Origin of the sequence: Gilliamella sp. B3801, assembly GCF_026536645.1 — a bacterium.
Classification (GTDB): Bacteria; Pseudomonadota; Gammaproteobacteria; order Enterobacterales; family Orbaceae; genus Gilliamella; species Gilliamella apicola_I.
Genome location: NZ_JAFNNR010000010.1, coordinates 1 through 20,294, shown reverse-complemented (window position 1 = coordinate 20,294; position 20,294 = coordinate 1). Strand labels below are relative to the sequence as shown.

The 20,294-nt window shown below is 37.0% G+C and carries 15 protein-coding genes; all 15 read left to right on the top strand.

Annotated features, from left to right (window positions below; genetic code table 11):
• Window positions 1–231: 231 nt before the first annotated feature.
• The 15 genes from J3U14_RS09315 (at window position 232) to J3U14_RS09245 (ending at window position 19,571) form a co-directional block, all read left to right on the top strand.
• Window positions 232–1,053, top strand: coding sequence for a sugar phosphate isomerase/epimerase family protein (locus J3U14_RS09315; protein WP_220216030.1), 822 nt, complete (start codon window positions 232–234; stop codon window positions 1,051–1,053).
• A 46-nt stretch (window positions 1,054–1,099) separates the two neighbouring features.
• A complete protein-coding gene (locus J3U14_RS09310; protein ID WP_220216031.1) occupies window positions 1,100–1,972 on the top strand; it encodes a shikimate dehydrogenase in 873 nt (290 codons plus the stop codon).
• A gap of 134 nt (window positions 1,973–2,106) precedes the next feature.
• Window positions 2,107–2,871, top strand: a complete 765-nt coding sequence (gene aroD, locus J3U14_RS09305; RefSeq protein WP_267349576.1) for a type I 3-dehydroquinate dehydratase — start codon at window positions 2,107–2,109, stop codon at window positions 2,869–2,871.
• Window positions 2,872–2,975: 104 nt separating this feature from the next.
• Window positions 2,976–3,824, top strand: a complete 849-nt coding sequence (locus tag J3U14_RS09300) for an SDR family NAD(P)-dependent oxidoreductase (protein ID WP_220216033.1) — start codon at window positions 2,976–2,978, stop codon at window positions 3,822–3,824.
• A 111-nt stretch (window positions 3,825–3,935) separates the two neighbouring features.
• A complete protein-coding gene (locus J3U14_RS09295) occupies window positions 3,936–4,223 on the top strand; it encodes a putative quinol monooxygenase (RefSeq protein ID WP_267349572.1) in 288 nt (95 codons plus the stop codon).
• 213 nt (window positions 4,224–4,436) lie between these two features.
• Window positions 4,437–6,479 (top strand): FAD-dependent oxidoreductase, encoded by a 2,043-nt coding sequence (locus tag J3U14_RS09290; protein ID WP_267349570.1) that lies wholly within the window; start codon window positions 4,437–4,439, stop codon window positions 6,477–6,479.
• A 235-nt stretch (window positions 6,480–6,714) separates the two neighbouring features.
• A complete protein-coding gene (gene plsB / locus J3U14_RS09285) occupies window positions 6,715–9,132 on the top strand; it encodes a glycerol-3-phosphate 1-O-acyltransferase PlsB (RefSeq protein ID WP_267349568.1) in 2,418 nt (805 codons plus the stop codon).
• Between the two features lie 373 nt (window positions 9,133–9,505).
• Complete coding sequence (fdnG, locus tag J3U14_RS09280) at window positions 9,506–12,574, top strand: formate dehydrogenase-N subunit alpha (RefSeq protein ID WP_267349567.1); 3,069 nt, start codon at window positions 9,506–9,508, stop codon at window positions 12,572–12,574.
• Between the two features lie 15 nt (window positions 12,575–12,589).
• Complete coding sequence (fdxH, locus tag J3U14_RS09275) at window positions 12,590–13,564, top strand: formate dehydrogenase subunit beta (RefSeq protein WP_294825775.1); 975 nt, start codon at window positions 12,590–12,592, stop codon at window positions 13,562–13,564.
• The gene (locus J3U14_RS09270; protein WP_267349565.1) at window positions 13,557–14,255 is read left to right on the top strand and encodes a formate dehydrogenase subunit gamma; all 699 of its coding nucleotides are present in this window, start codon (window positions 13,557–13,559) and stop codon (window positions 14,253–14,255) included. Before fdxH ends, J3U14_RS09270 begins: the two co-directional genes overlap by 8 nt.
• 103 nt (window positions 14,256–14,358) lie before the next feature.
• Window positions 14,359–15,267 carry a formate dehydrogenase accessory protein FdhE gene (gene fdhE, locus J3U14_RS09265; protein ID WP_267349563.1) on the top strand — a complete coding sequence of 303 codons (909 nt, stop codon included), beginning with the start codon at window positions 14,359–14,361 and terminating at the stop codon, window positions 15,265–15,267.
• A 280-nt stretch (window positions 15,268–15,547) separates the two neighbouring features.
• Window positions 15,548–16,507, top strand: coding sequence for an ABC transporter substrate-binding protein (locus J3U14_RS09260; protein WP_267349561.1), 960 nt, complete (start codon window positions 15,548–15,550; stop codon window positions 16,505–16,507).
• 289 nt (window positions 16,508–16,796) lie between these two features.
• A complete protein-coding gene (locus tag J3U14_RS09255; RefSeq protein WP_267349559.1) occupies window positions 16,797–17,771 on the top strand; it encodes an ABC transporter substrate-binding protein in 975 nt (324 codons plus the stop codon).
• 59 nt (window positions 17,772–17,830) lie between these two features.
• The gene (locus tag J3U14_RS09250) at window positions 17,831–18,784 is read left to right on the top strand and encodes an ABC transporter permease (protein WP_267349558.1); all 954 of its coding nucleotides are present in this window, start codon (window positions 17,831–17,833) and stop codon (window positions 18,782–18,784) included.
• Window positions 18,777–19,571 (top strand): ABC transporter ATP-binding protein, encoded by a 795-nt coding sequence (locus tag J3U14_RS09245; protein WP_267349556.1) that lies wholly within the window; start codon window positions 18,777–18,779, stop codon window positions 19,569–19,571. The genes J3U14_RS09250 and J3U14_RS09245 overlap by 8 nt, the downstream gene beginning before the upstream one ends.
• The last annotated feature ends 723 nt before the right edge of the window (window positions 19,572–20,294 follow it).

Below are 20,294 nucleotides of genomic sequence, written 5' to 3'. Positions count from 1 at the left end.
ATTTTTTATAACTGTCTGATTAATTTTTTATTGATAAAGATCTCATTTTGATAAAAATCCTTTTTTTATCCTTGCTAATTACAGAATAAATGGCTATTTTAAATAATAGATATTTTTAATAGAAATCATTATATTTATATAAATATAATAATGAATCATAATGTGGCTTATTTAAAAATTACACTAATTTTATGCTTTAGATGAATTAAATTTTTAATTAAGGAGAAAGATATGTCTAACCGTCCAATTGGATTGGCAGCGTTAACTGTCTTAGATGTTTCACCTGCTAACCAAGTCCTCGTTGCAGCAGAAGCGGGTTATACTCATGTCGGTTTGAGGCTTATACCGGCTACGCCAACTGAACCGGTATATGCGACCGTCGGCGATACGCCATTGGTTCGAGAAATTGAACGCCGTTTAAAAGAGACAGGAATTAAGGTATTAGATATAGAAATCTTCCGTTTAAAACCCGATACCCGTGTCATTAACTTTTTACCCGTACTGGAAACAGGCGCAAGATTAGGTGCCAGTCAGGTACTTTTGGCGGGTAACGATCCCGATCAAAATCGACTAGCCGATAATTTTGCCCAGCTTTGTGACATTGCCGCTCCCCTTGGCATTGCTATCAATATCGAACCGATGCCATGGACGAACATCCCTGGCGTCAATGCCGGTGTTGAACTGCTAAAAAAAGCGAATCAAAACAATCAAGGTATGATAATTGATCCCCTGCATTTTGATCGAGGTCCAAATACCCTTGACGATTTGAAAAAAGTACCTAAAGATTGTTGGCGTTATATGCAACTGTGTGATGGTACTAAAGAAAAACCTCAAGACACAGAAGGACTACTTTATCAAGCCCGTAACTATCGTTTATCGCCGGGGCGTGGTGGTATTGACCTTGTATCTTTGTTGAAAGCTTTACCTGAAATGCCGATTTCAATTGAATGTTGTAATGACGAATTAGCTTTATCTAAATCCCCAATTGAACGCGCTAAAATGTATATTGAAGATACACGTGCATTATTAAAACGTGTTGCTGAACAATCTTAATTGTTAACGCTTTATTGAAAAAAAGGCGTTTAGTGGAGAATTTTTAATGAGAAATAATATTGACGGCCATTATTTATTGATTGGTTTAATGGCTTATCCAATACGTCACAGTTTATCACCGCAAATGCAAAACACTATTTATTCAAAACTAAATATCCCTTATGTTTATTTGGCTTTTGAAGTTGATCAAGAAAAATTACCCGATGCAATAAAAGGTCTTCGTGCCTTAGGTTTGCGAGGTAGTGCGGTATCGATGCCCAATAAACAATTGGTTTGCCAATATCTTGATAAGTTAACACCAGCGGTTGAAATGAGTGGAGCTTGCAATACAATTTCGAATGATAACGGCATATTAACCGGTTATAACACCGACGGCATTGGCTATATGCGCATGTTGAAAGAAGCAGGCATTGATGTCATAGGTAAAAAAATGACGATTCTTGGTGCAGGCGGTGCAGCAACAGCCATTGTAGTACAAGCTGCGCTTGATGGTGTGAAAGAGATCGCCATCTTCAATCAGAAAGATGACTGCTATGCAAAAATTGAAGCAATTGCAAAAAAATTAAATGAAAACACACCATGTAAAGTCAGTGTGACCGACCTTGCTGATAAAGAGCAACTCCGTCAAGCCATTGCCACCAGTGAAGTACTTTGTAACGCTACAGGTGTTGGAATGAAACCATTAGAAGGGCAAAGTTTAATTACCGATCCAACGATGTTAAGACCGGATCTTGTCGTAACAGACTGTATTTATAGCCCACGTAAGACCAAATTGCTTGAAATCGCAGAACAGCAAGGTTGTAAAACCTTAAATGGGATTGGCATGATGCTTTGGCAAGGTGCAGCGCAAATCAAAATTTGGACGGGTGAAGATGCACCTATTGAGTATGTAAAAGAAAAAATGGGATTTAATGATTAGTCGATAAGTAATCTTTTTACCTAATAATTCAATTAAAAATAAGTTAGCAGATTATTTTATGTTATTGTCTGATTTGAATCACACAATATAAGATTAAACATTATAAACATAATCTTTTACCAACAGGATATAAAATGAAAACAGTTACAACCAAAAATCTAGTTATAGGATCGGGTGCGCCGAAAATTATTGTCCCAATTGTTGGGAAAACTGAAACCGAACTACTTGATGAAGTCACATTTTTACAATCGATAGATTTTGACGTTTTGGAGTGGCGAGTAGATCACTTCACCCAAGTTGATAATATTGATGCTGTGAAAACTGTTGCTAAAAAATTTGCAACCTTATTACCGAGCAAACCTATTTTATTTACCTTTCGTACCGCTAATGAAGGTGGAGTAAAACCGTGGCCACTAACCGATTATCTTGAATTAAAAAAAGAAATAGCTAAGAGTGGACTGGTCGACCTGATCGATGTTGAAGTCTTTATCGGCGATCAATACGTAAAAGAAATTATTAATGTAGCGCATCAACATAATGTATTGGTTGTCACATCCAACCATGACTTTGAAAAAACTCCTGCGAAAAACGATATCATTTCTCGATTACGTAAAATGCAAGATTTAGGTGCTGATATTCCCAAAATTGCGGTTATGCCACAGACCACAGATGACGTCCTTACCTTATTAGCGGCAACCACAGAAATGAATGAAAAATATGCAACCAGACCCATCATTACCATGTCAATGGCAGGGCTGGGGGCAATTAGCCGAGTGGCAGGAACAACATTTGGTTCAGCAATGACATTTGGAGCAGCTAAAAATGCCTCAGCACCGGGGCAATTAGATGTCAAACAGTTACGTTATATTTTAGATGTGTTGTATCAAAGTAAACAGTAGGTTAAATAATTTGGTACTTACTTTGACATTAAGATTTAATCAAACAGAAAGATATACGAAGAAAGTATAAATAAAAGTTATCAAGTTGAACAATAGGAGTTTTTATGAGCCAAAGTTGGTTAGGATTAGAAAATGATGTTTGTGTCATCACAGGTGCAATTGGTGGCATGGGCTCCGAAATTTGCCGTGAATTTGCTAAACAAAAAGCGAATCTTGTACTTATCGATTTAGATGAAACAAAATGTCAACAACTTGCTAAATCGTTAAGTAATGAATACGGTATAAAAGCAATCGGTCTTGCCTGTAATACCACTAACGAAGCACAAGTAGATGCAGCGGTCGCAAAAGTAAAACAAGAATTTGGACGTTGTGATGTACTGGTTAATACTGCAGCAATTTTACGTTTTTGTCCGATTGAAGACCTTCCTCTTGATGAATGGAATACTACCGTTAATATTAACCTAACAGGATATTTCCTTATGTCTCAACGTTTTGGGCGTTTAATGATTGAGCAAAAATCAGGTCGTATGGTGCATATCTCAACGGTGGCGTCGCACACGCCTGAAACTTACAGTGGTGCTTACAGTTCAACCAAAGCTGGGGTTTCGATGATGTCTAAACAATTTGCTGCTGAATGGGGACAATTTGGTATTCGCAGTAATGCAGTCTGTCCATGTTTTGTCAAAACACCTTTATCAAAAAAATTCTATGAAGATAAAGAAGTTGAACAAGGTCGTACCCGTATGATTGCCAGCCGTCGTATTGGTGAAACCATTGATATTGCTAATGCTGTTTTATATTTGGCAAGTAAACGTTCTGATTATTCAAATGGTACTGAGCTTGTGGTTGATGGTGGTTACGAAGTAATGCTTGGAGATTTAGTCCCTCGTCCGGGTGGTCGTCGCCAATTTGCAGAACAACAACATGCGGCTTCGAAAGCATCGAACAAATAAAAAATATCAGTCAATTAGGCTTATAGCTCACGACCGTGATCATGGTGGTTAATTGGCTTTTTAGGATTTGAAAACCACAATCAAAATAGAGAATAACCATAAGGAATATCGATGTGTGAGCTAAATATTATTGCAATACATGAGGTAAAACCAGAGTGGGTAAAGGAATATCAACAAGCTGCCCTAAAAGTGCGGAATGAAAGCAGAAAAGAAGCTGGTTGCATTCGTTATGAACTCAGTCTGGATACCAATAACCAACATATTTTTATTTTCTCAGAAATATGGGCAAACCAAGCTGCCATTGAGTTTCATAATACGACTGCTCATTTTATGGAATTTAAACAATTCTTAGAGAATAAATTAGTCGATAGAAAATGGTATAAAACGAAAAAATTCTAATTAAATAGATAACGAATTCTCGTAATGGCTCGCGCTTAGTATAACGCGAGCCATTCTAGTTTTTATCTATTTATAGATAAAATGAATAAATTAAACTTAATCTATAAAATATCAGCATGAGTTAGCAATGGATTTATTATTAACTTTAACACGTTTTGAAGACTATTTTGCAATGTTTGATAGAGAAATTATTTAAATAAAAAGGAGACAAATATGCCCGATTTTTCAGCTATATTTGAACCGTTTGTAATTAATAAAACAACTATACGCAACAGAATTGTCATGCCACCGATAGGGACTAACTTTGCCACATTACATGGCGAAATGGTGGATGACCATATTCAATACTATGAACAACGAGCAAAAGGCGGAACTGGGCTTATTATCCTTGAAAACGTATGCGTTGATTTTCCTTATGGTACTAACGGTACCACACAACTGAGAATCGACAACGATCAATACATTCCCGGATTGTATAAATTTACTGAACGTATGCACAAGCATGGGGCATCGGTCGCAGTACAAATTAATCATGCAGGTGCATCCGCTTACCCCGGTCGCTTAAATGGCTTGCAACCTATTTCTTCATCCAATATACCGTCTAAAACAGGTGGCAATATTCCCAGACCAGCAACGATTGAAGAGCTTCATGATATTGTTAAACAATATGGACTAGCAGCTCACAGAGCCCAAAGAGCCGGTTTTGATGCTGTTGAAATTCATGCCGGACACTCTTATTTGCTGAGTCAATTTTTATCACCGCTGTATAACAACCGTACAGATGAATTTGGAGGCAGTATCGAAAACCGAGCAAGATTAATTCGTCTGGTTATTGATGAAATGCGTAGCAAAGTCGGCCCTTTCTTTCCAATCCTTTTACGGATTAGTGCGGTCGATTTTGTAGATGGAGGAAATACTTTAGACGATACCTTAGCTATTTTAGAACACCTGAGTGAGGGTGTGGATGTTTTTGATGTATCTGCCGCCCAAAATGATACTATCCAATTTCAGATTGATCAGATGAATCTCCCAGACGGTTGGCGTTCTTACATGGCAAAAGCTGTGCGAGATAAATTTAATAAACCGACCATTGCGTCTGGTAACTTTCGAGACCCATCAATCATCGCCAAAACAATTGAAGAAGGGATTGCTGATTTTGTCGTTTTAGGGCGGGGGCTAATTGCCGAACCTTATTGGGTTGAAAAAGTACAAAATAACGAAATCGACACATTAAGAAAATGTATTTCATGTAATATTGGTTGTGCAGATCATCGCATTGCGAGATCTAAACCAATTCGCTGTACAGTTAATCCGGATATTATCAGTTATGAAGACTATAAACGCTATCAGATCTCAACCCCGCTTAATGTTGTTGTAGTGGGAGGTGGAACGGCTGGACTTGAAGCCGCATGCACAGCAGCAGAAGTCGGATGTAATGTTACATTATATGAAGAAAAGCCTTTTTTGGGTGGTCTGTCAATGATGATTTCTCGATTTCCATATAAACAACGTATTGCCGATTTGCCTAAATTTCTTATCAACCGTGCCAAAAGTTTAAAAAATCTCACAATCAATCTTAATACACGAGCAACGCCTGAAATAATCGAAAAATTACAACCCGACTTAGTGATTAGTGCAACCGGTTCAAAACCTTTATTACCCCCTATTAAAGGATTACACGATCAGCTTAGTGCGCCAAACAGACAAGTATTTTCGATTTTTGACATCATGGAAGACTTCAATCAATTTACCGATATTGCCAATAAAAAAGTGGTTGTCATCGGTGGGGGAGCTGTCGGGCTGGATGTCGTTGAATATTTTTCTGAAAACAACGCCAAGGCGGTTTCCATTGTTGAAATGAAGCCTGCTATGGCTGAAGATTTGGATTATATTGGTCGTATTTCTATGATGACCATGCTCAAACATAATCAGGTTGATGTTCATCTTTCTACAACTTTACTGGAAGTCGCTGAAAATCACTTTTTAGTTAAAGATAAAGATGGTCACCAATTTAAATTAGAATTCGATTATGGTTTTGTCTGTTTAGGAATGCTAAGTGAAAACACCTTTAGCCAAGCTTTTTCTGAACATGCAACTAAAAATAACTATGTTTATCATAAAATTGGTGATTGTAAACAAGCTCGTAAACTTATCGATGGCATGCGTGAAGGACGAGATGTTATTACCCTGATCCAACGATTGGAGAGGATAAAAAACAAAGAGATTCGTGGAGTTGATATCAATAAACCTTTATAATGCTTTCAACTATCGTTATAAATAGAGTTATTTAACTCAAACTATATCGACGAAAGATTGTGCAAATTAGCTAACGTTTAAATGATAACAAGTATATACTTAGTGTTTTCTCTCTTATTTAAACAATAAGAGAGATTCACTATTATGATTTAAATACTAATTTCTGTATTAGCTTGATTAAGTATATTTCATTATTTAAGCCTATAATTAGCGAAATACGATGAGGTTTATTTTTATGTTTTCGTGGTGGACTAAAGTTTCTTTTTCACTAATCCAAATCCCAATTAAATTATTTGTTAAAAGTAAACCTATACCAGCAGATCCGGTTTCTGAATTAGGTCTTGATACTAATAAACCCATATTATATGTTTTGCCCTATAATTCTAAGATTGATCTTATGGTTGTTCGTTCTTTATGTTCCAAGTTCGGCTTACCTGATCCGCTAGAAGGCATCGATATTAATGGTAATATGGTTCCTTCATATATTTTTATTGATAAAGGCCCGGGTATTTTTGCCTCTAATCAACAAAAAACAAAAGCAATTGACATTTTAAGAGAATATATTTCTGCTCATCAAGAAAATCCCGAGTTGGATATTCAAATGTTACCGGTTTCGGTGATGTTCGGACGCAGTCCAGATAAAGAAGGCAAAAAAAGCCCTTCTCTACAAGTGCTGGGAGCAACTTATAAATTATATAAAATCATTGTTTCAGGTCGAGATTGCTATACCCGTTTTTCAAGAACCGTGTCATTAAAAGATATTGAAATCAATAATCAACAAAATATTTCGGTCTTAGCCCATAAGCTTGCTCGTGTTGCACGTATTCATTTTACCAAACAAAGAATGGCATCAGTGGGTCCTAAACTGCCTGTACGGCAACAAATGCTGAATAAATTATTAACTAATCCTAGCCTTTCTGATGCAATTCAAGAAGAAGCCAAAAGCAAAAATATTAGTCTTGATAAAGCGAAAAAAAATGCACTGGCAATGTTAAACGAAATTGCCGCTAATTTTTCTTATCGAATGCTAAGAATTACCGATATTGTTTTAACTTGGGCATGGAATAGACTTTACCAAGGTTTAAAAGTAACCAATGCCGATCCAGTTCGAGAACTGGCGCAAAATGGACATGAAATTGTTTATGCACCGTGTCATCGCAGTCACATGGATTATCTTTTATTATCTTATGTTCTTTATCGACAAGGATTAGTACCACCTCATATTGCTGCTGGTATCAACTTGAACTTCTGGCCTGCTGGTCCGATTTTTAGACGACTAGGTGCCTTCTTTATTCGTCGTTCGTTTAGAGGAAATAAACTTTATACTTCCGTTTTTCGTGAATATTTAGCTGAGTTATTTATTCGAGGCTATGCTGTTGAATATTTTATCGAAGGTGGGCGTTCACGTACCGGTAGATTGCTCGATCCGAAAACAGGCATGCTCATGATGACCATCCAAACGTTATTGCGTGGCGATGCAAGACCTATCACCGTTGTACCGGTTTATATTGGTTATGAACACGTTTTAGAAGTGGCGACTTATGCCAATGAATTACGCGGAGCAAAAAAAGAAAAAGAGAGTTTATGGCGTACGCTAAAAGCCTTTTTAAAATTAAAAAAATTAGGTTTTGGCTATGTTAATTTTGGTCAACCTATCCCACTGAACCAATTTTTAAATCAACAAATACCAGAATGGCGTGATGCAATTGAACCAACTGGCACCGCTCGCCCAAATTGGTTGACACCCACTACCAATGTGCTGGCAAAACAGATCATGGAGCGTATCAATGCCTCAGCAGCTATTAACGCCATGAATTTATGTTGCTCTATCTTATTAGCTGCGGATCAACGGGCATTAACTAAAGTTAAACTTATAGAACATATTAATTATCTTCTTACATTATTAAAAAATATTCCTTATTCTGATTTGATAACGATTCCCGCTCAAAGCGCAGATGAACTATTTGAACATGCTAAACAAATGGGTAAATTTGTTATCACAACCGATGAGGCTGGCGAAATTGTCGGTTTAACCACTGAACAAGCGGTTTTAATGACTTATTATCGTAATAATATTCAACATTTGCTGATCATTCCTGCAATCGTTGCCAGAATTCTTGTGAAGAATAATCGCATCTCCTCAGAAGCGGTTTTAGAGCAGGTAAAATTGCTTTTCCCATTAATTAAATCTGAACTGTTTTTATATCATAATGAAGCGCAGTTAGTTGAATATGTAAACCAAATTATTGCCACCTATTGTGACTTAAATTTAATTAGTTGTACGTCAGATAAATTAGTGCTCAATTATGCAAAAATGTCGGGGTTACAATTAATTGCTTCGTCATCAAAAGATACCTTACAACGTTATGCGATTGCTTTTTCGCTTTTGCAAAAAGACCCTTCAATTAGTCGAGCTAATTTAGAAAAAGAAGGTCGATTAATTGCGGAAAGATTATCGGTATTACATGGAATCAATGCGCCAGAATTTTTTGATAAAGGGGTTTTTTCAACACTGGTTGCATCACTACGAGAACAAGGTTATCTGGATGATCAAGATAGTGCCAGTTTTCAAAAAATTGAAAACATGAATAATATCTTAAAACCTCTCATTACTCATCGAGTCTTGCAAACAATTGAGGAAATTAATCCTTAATCACGAGTTGGTATCGATAGAGTTTGCCCTTTTATCAGTGGCAAGCTCTATCAATATTGTTGGATATAGCAAAATCCACAATGCCAATCGATTCACCTGATAGCTCATATATTGATAATAATTTTAAGTTTTGTTAGGATGAGCTTTACGCAATTATTGCAAAGTGCTGTTAACAATTTTAGATAAAATTTAATAAAAATTATCGGATCTTTTCTTCTGATTTTTTGATCAAAGTCAAATTTTAACCATTGATATCTGTTTTTTCCTTTATTTCCAATTAATAAACGATTATTATGAATTATTATCCAATAGGGATATTAGTACCTACCAATATTATAAATTAAAATGTAATGTCAGCTTTTAAGGAGTTCATATGCTATTTAACCGTAGACAGTTCTTTAAGATCTGCGCTGGTGGCATGGCAGGAACAACAGTTGCCACGCTTGGACTTGCTCCCAATGTGGCGCTCGCACAAACTCGCCAATTCAAATTATTAAAATCGAAAGAAACCCGCAATAACTGTACCTACTGTTCGGTTGGCTGTGGAATGTTACTTTATAGTCGAGGAGATGGGGCTAAAAATGCCGAATCTTCTATTTTTCATGTAGAAGGCGATCCTGATCATCCAGTTAGTCGTGGCTCACTCTGCCCAAAAGGTGCTGGGGTGCTAGACTATATCAAAAGTGAACAACGTGTTAAATATCCCGAATATCGTGCTCCAGGCTCTGATCAATGGCAACGTATCAGTTGGGATGAAGCGATTGATCGTATTGCTCGATTGATGAAAGAAGACCGAGATAAAAACTTTATCGAGAAAAATGAACAAGGTACAACCGTGAATCGCTGGACATCAACCGGTTGGTTGGTCACTTCAGCTGCGAGTAATGAAACGGGTTGGTTAGCGTTCAAAATAGCTCGCTCATTAGGTATGCTAAGTCTTGAAACTCAAGCAAGGGTTTGTCATGGCCCGTCGGTATCTAGTCTTGCAGCAACGTATGGGCGTGGTGCGATGACAAATAACTGGAATGACATTAAAAATGCCAATGTCGTCATCGTTATGGGTGGAAATGCCGCTGAAGCTCATCCGGTTGGTTTTAAGTGGGCGATTGAAGCTAAAATCACAAATGGCGCTGAACTTATCGCTATTGATCCTCGTTTTCACCGCACGGCTTCGGTTGCCGATAAATATGTTCCGATTCGTGCAGGTTCGGATATTGCCTTCTTACTAGGTATTATTAATTATCTCATTACCCATAACGAAGTTAATTTTGAATATTTAGTCACACACAGTAACGCTAGCTTAATTGTGAGTGATGACTTTAATTTTGATGAAAATAGTGGTCTATTTAGTGGCTATAATGCTGATAATCGCCAATATGATCAAGCCAGTTGGACATATCAAAAAGATGAAAAAGGTTATGCGCTTCGAGATAAAACACTCACGCATCCACGCTGTGTTTGGAATCTGTTAAAACAACATGTAAGTCGATATACACCAGAAATGGTAAACAAAGTTACCGGAAGCCCGATAGACGGATTTTTACATGTTTGTCGATCTCTTGCCAGCACGAAAACCAATGACCGAGCAGCAACATTTTTATATGCCTTAGGTTGGACACAACATACTTATGGTACCCAAATTATTCGTACTGCTGCCATGATTCAACTTATTTTAGGTAATGTGGGTGTCATGGGTGGGGGAATTAATGCCTTACGTGGACACTCAAATATTCAAGGTTTAACCGATGTCGGACTCTTATCCAATCGTTTACCTGCATATTTGGATTTACCTAAAGACTCGCAAGTTTCGCTTGAACAGTATTTGGATGAAAAAACCCCTAAACCGTTAGGTGCCAATGAGGTGAATTTCTGGGGTAACTATCCCAAATTCTTTATCAGTTTTATGAAAGCGATGTATGGTGATAAAGCGACTAAAGACAATCAATGGGGATTTGATTGGTTACCTAAATGGGATAAAACTTACGATATCTTACGCTTTAGTAAAATGATGCGTGACGGTCAAGCCAATGGTTTTATTTGTCAAGGATTCAACCCTCTTGCTGCCTTACCTGATAAAAATAGTATTCGTGAAGGTTTATCTAAACTCAAATTCTTGGTGAGCATTGACCCATTACCCACTGAAACAGCCGAATTTTGGAAAAATCATGGTGAGTCAAACGATGTCGATTCAAGCAAAATTCAAACCGAAGTCTTTCGATTACCGACTAACTGTTTCGCTGAAGAAAACGGTACGATTGTCAATTCATCTCGTTTATTGCAATGGCATTGGGCAGCAGCAAAGCCTCCTTATGAATCGCTATATGACCCCGAAATCATTTCACGTATCTTTCTAAGAATCAAAGAACTTTATGCTGAAGAAGGCGGTGCTTATCATGAACCAATTAATAATCTTTCTTGGGATTACCAAGATCCAGAAGGGCCAGCAGCGGAAGAATTAGCCCAAGAGTGTAATGGTCGTGCTCTTGCTGACCTTACGGATACCAACGGTAATGTGATTCTGAAAAAAGGTCAATTATTAAGTGGTTTTTCTCAGCTTAAAGATGATGGTACCACCTCTTCAGGTATCTGGATATTCTGTGGTTCGTGGACTGAACAAGGTAATTTAATGGCAAGACGTGATCCAACAGATCCATCTGGTAAAGGTATCCATGCTGGTTGGGCATGGTCATGGCCAATGAATCGACGTGTACTCTATAATCGGGCATCGGCAGATGAACACGGCAATCCATGGGATCCAAACCGAGTATTAATAAAATGGAATGGTTCTCATTGGGATGGCAATGATGTTGCTGACTTTACCGCTACCTTGTCTCCAAGTTCTGGTGCTGGTGCCTTTATTATGAATAACGATGGTTTAGGTGGATTATTCTGTTTAAATCGTCTGGTTGATGGGCCTTTCCCTGAGCACTACGAACCATTTGAAACGCCAATTACCAATAATCCGTTGCATCCAGAACAAATCAATAATCCGGTTGCTCGAGCATTTAAAGAAGATTTAGCGCGTTTAGGTTCAGCAGATGAATTTCCTTATGTGGGAACAACATACAGTATTACAGAGCATTTCCACTTTTGGACACAACACGCAAGATTGGCCTCAATTACGCAACCAGAACAATTTATCGAACTAAGCGAAAATCTTGCCAATAAAAAAGGAATCAAATTAGGCGACACCGTTAAAGTGACTTCGTATCGAGGCTATATAAAAGCGAAAGCGGTAGTAACTAAACGCTTGCCTACGTTAACGGTAGACGGTAAAGAGATCGAAACCATTGGAATCCCAATTGTTTGGGGATTCACTGGACAAACTAAGAAAGGATTTTTGGTCAATGAATTAACTCCTCATTTAGGTGATGCAAATTCACAAACGCCAGAATATAAATCATTCTTAGTTAACATCGAAAAAGTTACCACCGTGGCATAGGCAGGAGGATTAATTATGTCATTACAAACTCAAGATATTATTCGTCGTTCTGCAACTAATGATTTAACGCCTGCGCCGCGAGCACGTGATTATCAACAGGAAGTGGCCAAATTAATTGATGTCACCACCTGTATTGGTTGTAAAGCATGCCAAGTCGCCTGTAGCGAATGGAATGACCTGCGAGCAGAAGTAGGCAATACGGTCGGTGTTTACGATAATCCTGCTGATTTGGAGCCTAAAGCATGGACGGTAATGCGCTATTCTGAAGTTGAAATTAACGGAAAATTTGAATGGCTAATTCGCAAAGATGGGTGTATGCACTGTTCTGAGCCTGGCTGTTTAAAATCTTGCCCTTCTGAAGGTGCTATCATTCAATATGCTAACGGAATAGTCGATTTTCAGTCGGAACATTGTATTGGTTGTGGCTATTGTGTAGCAGGTTGTCCGTTTAACATTCCTCGTATCAGTAACGAAGATAATCGAGCCTATAAATGTACCTTATGTGTTGATCGTGTTTCGGTTGGACAAGAGCCGGCTTGCGTTAAAACCTGCCCGACTGGTGCTATTCATTTCGGGACTAAACAAGATATGATTCGACATGCTGAGCACCGAATAGCCGATTTAAAAAAACGGGGGTTTGAACATGCAGGGCTTTATAATCCTCAAGCGGTCAATGGAACACATGTTATGTATGTATTACATCACGCTGATCAACCCGATCTGTATCACGGTTTGCCAGATGAACCCCATATCAGTGAACTGGTTAGATTCTGGAAAGGCCCTTGGAAACCACTTTCAGCTGCCGCCTTTATTGCTACTTTTGGTGGATTACTTTTCCATTACATGGGCGTCGGTGCAATTGAAGTAGACGAAGAAGATATCGAACAGGAAAAACAAGCGGATAAACAAGCAAGAAAACGATTAGGATTACCTATTTTTGGTCGTAAAAATAGTGCCGACATACCACAAAAGGAGGAACATCATGAATAAAAAAGGAATGATTCTTAGAACACCACTTATTGTACGTTTTTGCCATTGGTGTATGGTGTGTCTTTTCATCTTAACGGCATTATCTGGTTTATCGTTATTTTTTCCGTCCATTAAACTATTTGGGCTTTTTCTTGGAACCCCTCAACTGGTTAGAGCGTTACATCCCCTAATTGGATGCATCGTCTTTATACTGCTGATGTTCATGTTTGTAAAGCTTGCTCATCATAATATCCCTAATAAAAATGATCTGTTATGGATCAAGAATTTTAAACACGTCATCATGGGCAAAGAAGAAGGTATACCTATTGGCAAATATAATGTTGGTCAGAAATTTTTATTTTGGTGTATCATGAGTTTAATCACTGTGTTATTCGTAACCGGTATGATTATGTGGCGAAGATATGTTTCAGATTATTTTTCAATTGAAATTGTTCGTATTGCAATCTTTTTCCACTCGTTTGCAGCTATTTGCTTAATCTTACTCGCCATTGGTCATGCTTATATGGCTATCTGGGTTAAAGGTTCAATTAAAGGGATGATTACAGGGTATGTATCTCGAGCTTGGGCTCGAAAAAACCACTCTTCATGGTATGAAGAAGAAATGCAAAAAATCTATCAAAAGGAACTGGAAGCAGATAAACCTGTAGACATGAAGCAAACAACAAAAGTCGAACAAAAAACAGCTTTATAGTTGTTTCTAAAATATATCTATCTTATCCGCTGATACTTTTCAGCGGAATTATCTCAATCACGAAATCGATTATGGATAAAATAATCATGAATGGTAACCAATAATGAGTATAAAAATCATCCCACAAGTCCAGCTTGAAGAACAAAATATCAATTCCGTTATCAGACAAATTCCCTTACTTTTTTATCCTTCACCAACAACGCTCTATTTGCATCGAGCTAATAGGCTAAAAGAATTAGCAAAAAATAGTCCATTTAGTGATTATCTCTGTTTTTGTGCTCAATTAGCGCAAACGCAAGCAGACTTAGTTAGCCAAAAACCACTAAATAAAGAGCTTATCGAGCCATTAAATAATGATTTACCGCCACTGAGTATAGAAAACTTTTCATTACCCTACTCTTGGCAGGATTATTTAAAGGCGTTATTACAATCATCATCAAATTTAACCGATGAAATTTCAATCGTGATTGAACAACTGGATAAAAACAGTATTGAACAATTACAAAATAAAGCTTTGCATTTACTTAAAGGCGAATTCCACGCAGTTGATGGCAATGAAGCCGTATTTATTTGGTCTGCACTCTCTGTTTACTATAGCCAGCTAGCTAGCCAAATAAAAGGTAAAGCAGTATCCGAAAATAGTGATAAAAATTGGCTATGTCCCGTATGTAATAGCATGCCGGTTGCCAGCGTCATTCAATTGGGTGGTCATAATGGATTGCGTTATTTACATTGTAGTTTATGTGAGAGTGAATGGTATGTGCCAAGAGTAAAATGTACCAGCTGTGATAATATGAAAAATATTGAATATTTTTCGCTAGATAGTGAATTATCAGCGACTAAAACAGAATGTTGTGATGCTTGCCACAGCTATTTAAAAATCTTTGATCAGGATAAAGATCCGCATATTGAAGTTGTTGCTGATGATATTGCCTCTTTAATACTTGATATCAAAACCGAAGAAGAAGGTTTTGCAAAAAGTGGTATCAATCCCTTTGTATTTGCACAATAAGAATTTAGCTTCGAATAAATTTAGAATTAACCTTGAATAGGTAACTGAACAATATTAGCAGCTATTTTTAGCTTTCTTTCATGAAAAGGAGGATTAAAAAACCAATAATCTGATTATTATATTCTTAATTTGTTTGAAATTTTAGCGTATTTTTATATTAATCAGATAATGCCTCATCCTTTTAAAAAATAAGAATGACAAAAAAGTCCAATTACACCTTAACATTTTGGTTGAATCAGTTTAGAATAATACTATTGTACTAGTTTGCGAGTTTATTTTTATGAAACGCTTTTTTTTATTCAGTTGTTTGATGTTAATTACCCCTTTTATGTGTATAGCCAATACGGTAAAAAGTGTTGCCATAACTGCAATTGTTGAACATCCATCACTAGATCAAATCCGAGATGGTGTAAAAGATGAATTAACAAGCAGTGGTTATCTATTAAATGAAAATTTAACGGTTAAGTACAAAAGCGCCCAAGGCAGTAGCGCGACTGCAGCACAAATTGCCAGACAATTTATTGCCGATAAACCCGATGTTATCGTCGCTATTGCAACTCCAAGTGCACAAGCAACAGCCGCAGTAACTAAACAAATCCCACTCGTATTTGCAGGAATTACCGATCCCATTGCCGCAAAGCTAGTTAAAAATTGGGAACCAACCAATACCAATATTACGGGTGTATCTGATTTTCAAGAGATTGGGCCTCAAATCGACTTTATGAAAAAAATTGTCCCGAATGTAAAATCGGTAGGATACATCTACAGTCCAAGTGAAATCAATTCCACTGTGGTAATGAAAAATTTGAAAGCACAACTTGCAGAACAAAATATTTCATTGGTTGCAGTGCCCGCACAACGAACTGCGGATATTTCCACTGCGGCAAATTCGTTAAAAGGCAAAGTTGACTTGATTTATACGACAACCGATAACAATGTTGTATCTGCTTATGAATCATTAGTGAAATTTGCTAATGAAAACAAAATTCCTTTATTAGCATCTTTTCCTGATGCAATTGAAAGAGGCGCCGTTGCGGCTTATGGCATGAGTTATTATGATGTTGGTCGTCAATCAGGCAAACTTGTTGTTCGCATTTTGAATGGAGAAAAACCCGGCAGTATTGCGCCAGAAATTGGACAAGCATTACGACTGGTTATCAATATTGAAGCCGCGAAAAAACAAGGCGCAACATTATCGCCTGAAGTTATTCAGTCCGCTTATAAAGTCATTGGTGAATAACATAATCCCATTTATGCTTTGCTGAATCAATCAGCAGAGCATACCCCTATTATCAACAGAACTCGCTTACTCTCGAACGAATGGTTATTTTCGTTTTTTTATCTATAAAAGAAGCAAAATACACCCAATTTTTGTCGATTAAAAGTGCTTTACAATCACTAGTTATAACAGATTGTAATTAAAAATTTACAGCTAAATAAAGTGATATTCCTAGAAAATTATTTAAATATGATTTATAGTAAACACATATTTATCTAAGTTGTAAAAAAATTATTACAAAGGTACCTATATGCGTAATCGTATTTGTAAACTTATTATGCTACTCTGTTTATCAACCCTTACTTTTTCATCGTTTGCTGATACAGCAAAGGAACAAAAGTATGTTGCTATTACAGCCATTGTTGAACATCCTGCATTAGATAATGTTCGAAGAGGGGTGGAAGATGAATTAAAAGATAATGGTTATATCAACGGTGAAAACTTAAAATTACAGTATGCCAGCGCTCAAGGCAGTAGTGCTAATGCTGTTCAAATCGCTAAACAATTTGCTGCTAATAAACCCGATGTGATTGTCGGAATTGCAACACCTAGCTCACAAGCTTTATTAGCGACAACTAAACGTATTCCAATCATTTTCACGGCTGTAACAGATCCCGTTGCCGCAAGATTAACCCCTAGTTGGGAAGCGTCAAAAACCAATGTAACCGGTGTTTCTGATGCACTACCGTTAGATGCGCAAATAGATATGATGTTAAAAATCAAACCAGATGCGAAAAACATTGGTTATGTCTATAGTCCTAGCGAAGTCAATTCAACTATTGTACTTAAACAATTACAATCAGCACTAGAAAAACGTGGTATGCAAATTATCGCAGCTCCTGCTCAACGTACTTCAGATATTTCTACAGCGGCAAGAAGTTTAAAAGGTAAAGTTGATCTGATTTATACCACTACCGATAACAATGTCGTTTCGGCTTACGAATCTTTAGCAAAAGTCGCTAATGAAAGTAAAATACCTTTGTTAGCCTCCGATCCTGACTCAGCCGAACGTGGAGCCATCGCGGCCTTGGGAATGAGTTATTACGATTTAGGACGCCAAGCTGGTAAAATCGTTATCCGCATTCTTAATGGTGAAAAACCTGGCGATATTCCGCCACAAATAGGTAGCATTACACAGTTAACAATCAATAAAAAAGCAGCTGAGCGACAAGGCGTCGTATTATCTGAAGATGTATTGAAATCAGCAACGAAGATTGTTGAATAGTTTTTTAATTTTATCACGATACCGCTAATTTTAGCGGTTAATTTTAATAGGTTTTTTTCATGTCTTTTGAATTTTTAATAGGCTCGCTGGGAATTGGACTTATTTATGCCATTGTGAGCTTAGGTGTTTTTATATCTTTCCGTTTACTCGATTTTCCAGATCTTACAGCCGATGCTAGCTTCCCGTTAGGTGGCGCAGTATGTGGTTTATGTATTTATATTGGTATTGACCCTTGGATTGCCACACTTTTAGGTATGTTAGCGGGGTGTATCGCCGGTAGTTTGACTGGATTGCTTTATGTTAAGCTCAATATTTTGCAATTATTATCCAGTATTATTGTCATGATAGGTTTGTATTCAATCAATTTAAGGATATTAGGGCTTGGACGTTATATTACTCACGAAACAACTGAATATTCAGGATCACCGAATCTTGCGTTATTGGATGCGAAAACTATTTTTTCACCCTTTATTTCAGAAGACTACAGTAACCAATATATTGTTCAATCCGTTATGGTTTTTGGCTTTGTTGTTGTGGTTTGGTTATTGCTACATTTATTTTTAAACACCCAAATGGGATTGGCATTGAGAGCTACCGGTACAAATCAAAGAATGGCTAGATCTCAAGGTGTCCCAACGGGCAGCATCACCATTTTAGGCATGGCTATTTCCAATGGCTTAATCGCATTAGGAGGTTCATTATTTGTGCAAACCCAAGGCAGTGCTGATATTACCATCGGTGTGGGGACAATCGTTATTGGTCTTGCTTCTATTATTATTGGTGAAAGTATCTTCCCAACAAAACGTATATGGGCAATTATGCTGGCAGTTATTCTAGGTGCTATTCTTTATCGTTTATTCATAGCCGTTGCACTTAGTAATGAGTTTTTGCACAAAATAGGCGTAGGCACAGAAGACTTAAATCTTATTACCGCAATATTGGTTGTACTTGCTCTTGTACTACCTAAGCAATTAAAAAAATACTCGAAAAAAAGAGGAAATAAACATGCTTAACGTTGAACAATTGCAATTAACTTTTAACCAAGGTACACCTATTGAAAATCACGTATTACGTGGCTTAAATTTAAATATAAAAGAAGGTGAGTTTGTTACGATTATTGGTAGTAATGGTGCGGGTAAAAGTTCGTTACTTAATATTATTAGCGGAGATTTACTTAGTGACTCAGGGCATGTCATCATCAATGGCAAAGACGTAACACGAGTTCCTGCCTGGAAAAGAGCAGGAATGGTTGCCAGAGTGTTTCAAGATCCGATGGTGGGAACCTGTGAAAATTTAACCATCGAAGAAAATCTTGCTATTGCTTATAATCGTGGACGTTGTTTTACATTACGCCCTGCACTTAATCGCAAAATTCAGTCCATATTTAAGGAAAAGCTTGCGACTTTAAATTTAGGTCTCGAAAATCGTTTATCCGATATGATGGGGTTACTTTCAGGAGGACAAAGACAAGCAATAAGTTTATTGATGTCGACCTTACAGCCATCTAAAATTTTGTTACTCGATGAACACACCGCTGCACTTGATCCTAAAACAGCTCAATTCGTTCTAGATCTGACTAATGAAATAGTGGGCAAAAACCACTTAACGACCATGATGGTAACACATTCAATGAAACAAGCTCTAGAATACGGAAACAGGACCGTAATGCTTCATCAGGGACAAGTCGTACTTGATGTTTCTGGTGAACAACGTGATAAGATGACGGTAAATGACTTATTAGCTATGTTTGAAAAAACACGCGGTGAAAAAGTTACTGACGATGCCTTACTTTTAGGCTAATATTTACAAACAAGCAATATTCCTTAATAGGAGTATTGCTTTCTCTTTTTGTCTGTCCAATCAAACTCTCCAAACTTTAAGCTCTTTCAATTGCTCACATAATGTTATCAAAGCATAAGTTAATCAAAGATCACTTTTTCATATTAATGGATGACCAATAATAAAGTACCTTAGCTAACGCTTTTTTTAAATATTTAATCTACAGACATTAACTTCGATTCAATATCTTTCCAATAAAGAGCATAAATTTGACTCATTGTTATTATTGAGAGCACTTGGCTTGGCTATTCGCCAGTTAAGTGTTAACCATTTAATCTTTAATGGAATTTTATAATCAACAATCTAGTCTAAATAACAGATATGTTATTAGCATCAAACAAATTTATCACTCATTGGGCAGGTTAAATCTACAGATTAATATTTTTCATGCTATGAAAATTGAACTACGACATTACACTGATATAACAATAGATATTTAATAGAATTTTGTAATCGACGACTTAATGTAGATAATAGACATGTTATTAACATCAAACAAACTTATTAATATTTGTAATAAGTATTAGGTAGATCCAATCTGCTGTTTGATATTATTCATGAGATACCGCTTAAATGGTTTATTAAAAGCGATCAATGAACTCATTTCCAGACTATATCCCTCTCTGCTCTTCAATTACGTTGATTTTAATTTCTTAAACCATAGATAGCAAAAAAGCCCAGCAT

Excerpts from the sequence above, each read along its gene's own strand:
- J3U14_RS09315 (WP_220216030.1), top strand. The coding sequence starts at position 232 with ATGTCTAACCGTCCAATTGGATTGGCAGCGTTAACTGTCTTAGATGTT.
- J3U14_RS09310 (WP_220216031.1), top strand. The coding sequence starts at position 1,100 with ATGAGAAATAATATTGACGGCCATTATTTATTGATTGGTTTAATGGCT.
- aroD (WP_267349576.1), top strand. The coding sequence starts at position 2,107 with ATGAAAACAGTTACAACCAAAAATCTAGTTATAGGATCGGGTGCGCCG.
- J3U14_RS09300 (WP_220216033.1), top strand. The coding sequence starts at position 2,976 with ATGAGCCAAAGTTGGTTAGGATTAGAAAATGATGTTTGTGTCATCACA.
- J3U14_RS09295 (WP_267349572.1), top strand. The coding sequence starts at position 3,936 with ATGTGTGAGCTAAATATTATTGCAATACATGAGGTAAAACCAGAGTGG.
- J3U14_RS09290 (WP_267349570.1), top strand. The coding sequence starts at position 4,437 with ATGCCCGATTTTTCAGCTATATTTGAACCGTTTGTAATTAATAAAACA.
- plsB (WP_267349568.1), top strand. The coding sequence starts at position 6,715 with ATGTTTTCGTGGTGGACTAAAGTTTCTTTTTCACTAATCCAAATCCCA.
- fdnG (WP_267349567.1), top strand. The coding sequence starts at position 9,506 with ATGCTATTTAACCGTAGACAGTTCTTTAAGATCTGCGCTGGTGGCATG.
- fdxH (WP_294825775.1), top strand. The coding sequence starts at position 12,590 with ATGTCATTACAAACTCAAGATATTATTCGTCGTTCTGCAACTAATGAT.
- J3U14_RS09270 (WP_267349565.1), top strand. The coding sequence starts at position 13,557 with ATGAATAAAAAAGGAATGATTCTTAGAACACCACTTATTGTACGTTTT.
- fdhE (WP_267349563.1), top strand. The coding sequence starts at position 14,359 with ATGAGTATAAAAATCATCCCACAAGTCCAGCTTGAAGAACAAAATATC.
- J3U14_RS09260 (WP_267349561.1), top strand. The coding sequence starts at position 15,548 with ATGAAACGCTTTTTTTTATTCAGTTGTTTGATGTTAATTACCCCTTTT.
- J3U14_RS09255 (WP_267349559.1), top strand. The coding sequence starts at position 16,797 with ATGCGTAATCGTATTTGTAAACTTATTATGCTACTCTGTTTATCAACC.
- J3U14_RS09250 (WP_267349558.1), top strand. The coding sequence starts at position 17,831 with ATGTCTTTTGAATTTTTAATAGGCTCGCTGGGAATTGGACTTATTTAT.
- J3U14_RS09245 (WP_267349556.1), top strand. The coding sequence starts at position 18,777 with ATGCTTAACGTTGAACAATTGCAATTAACTTTTAACCAAGGTACACCT.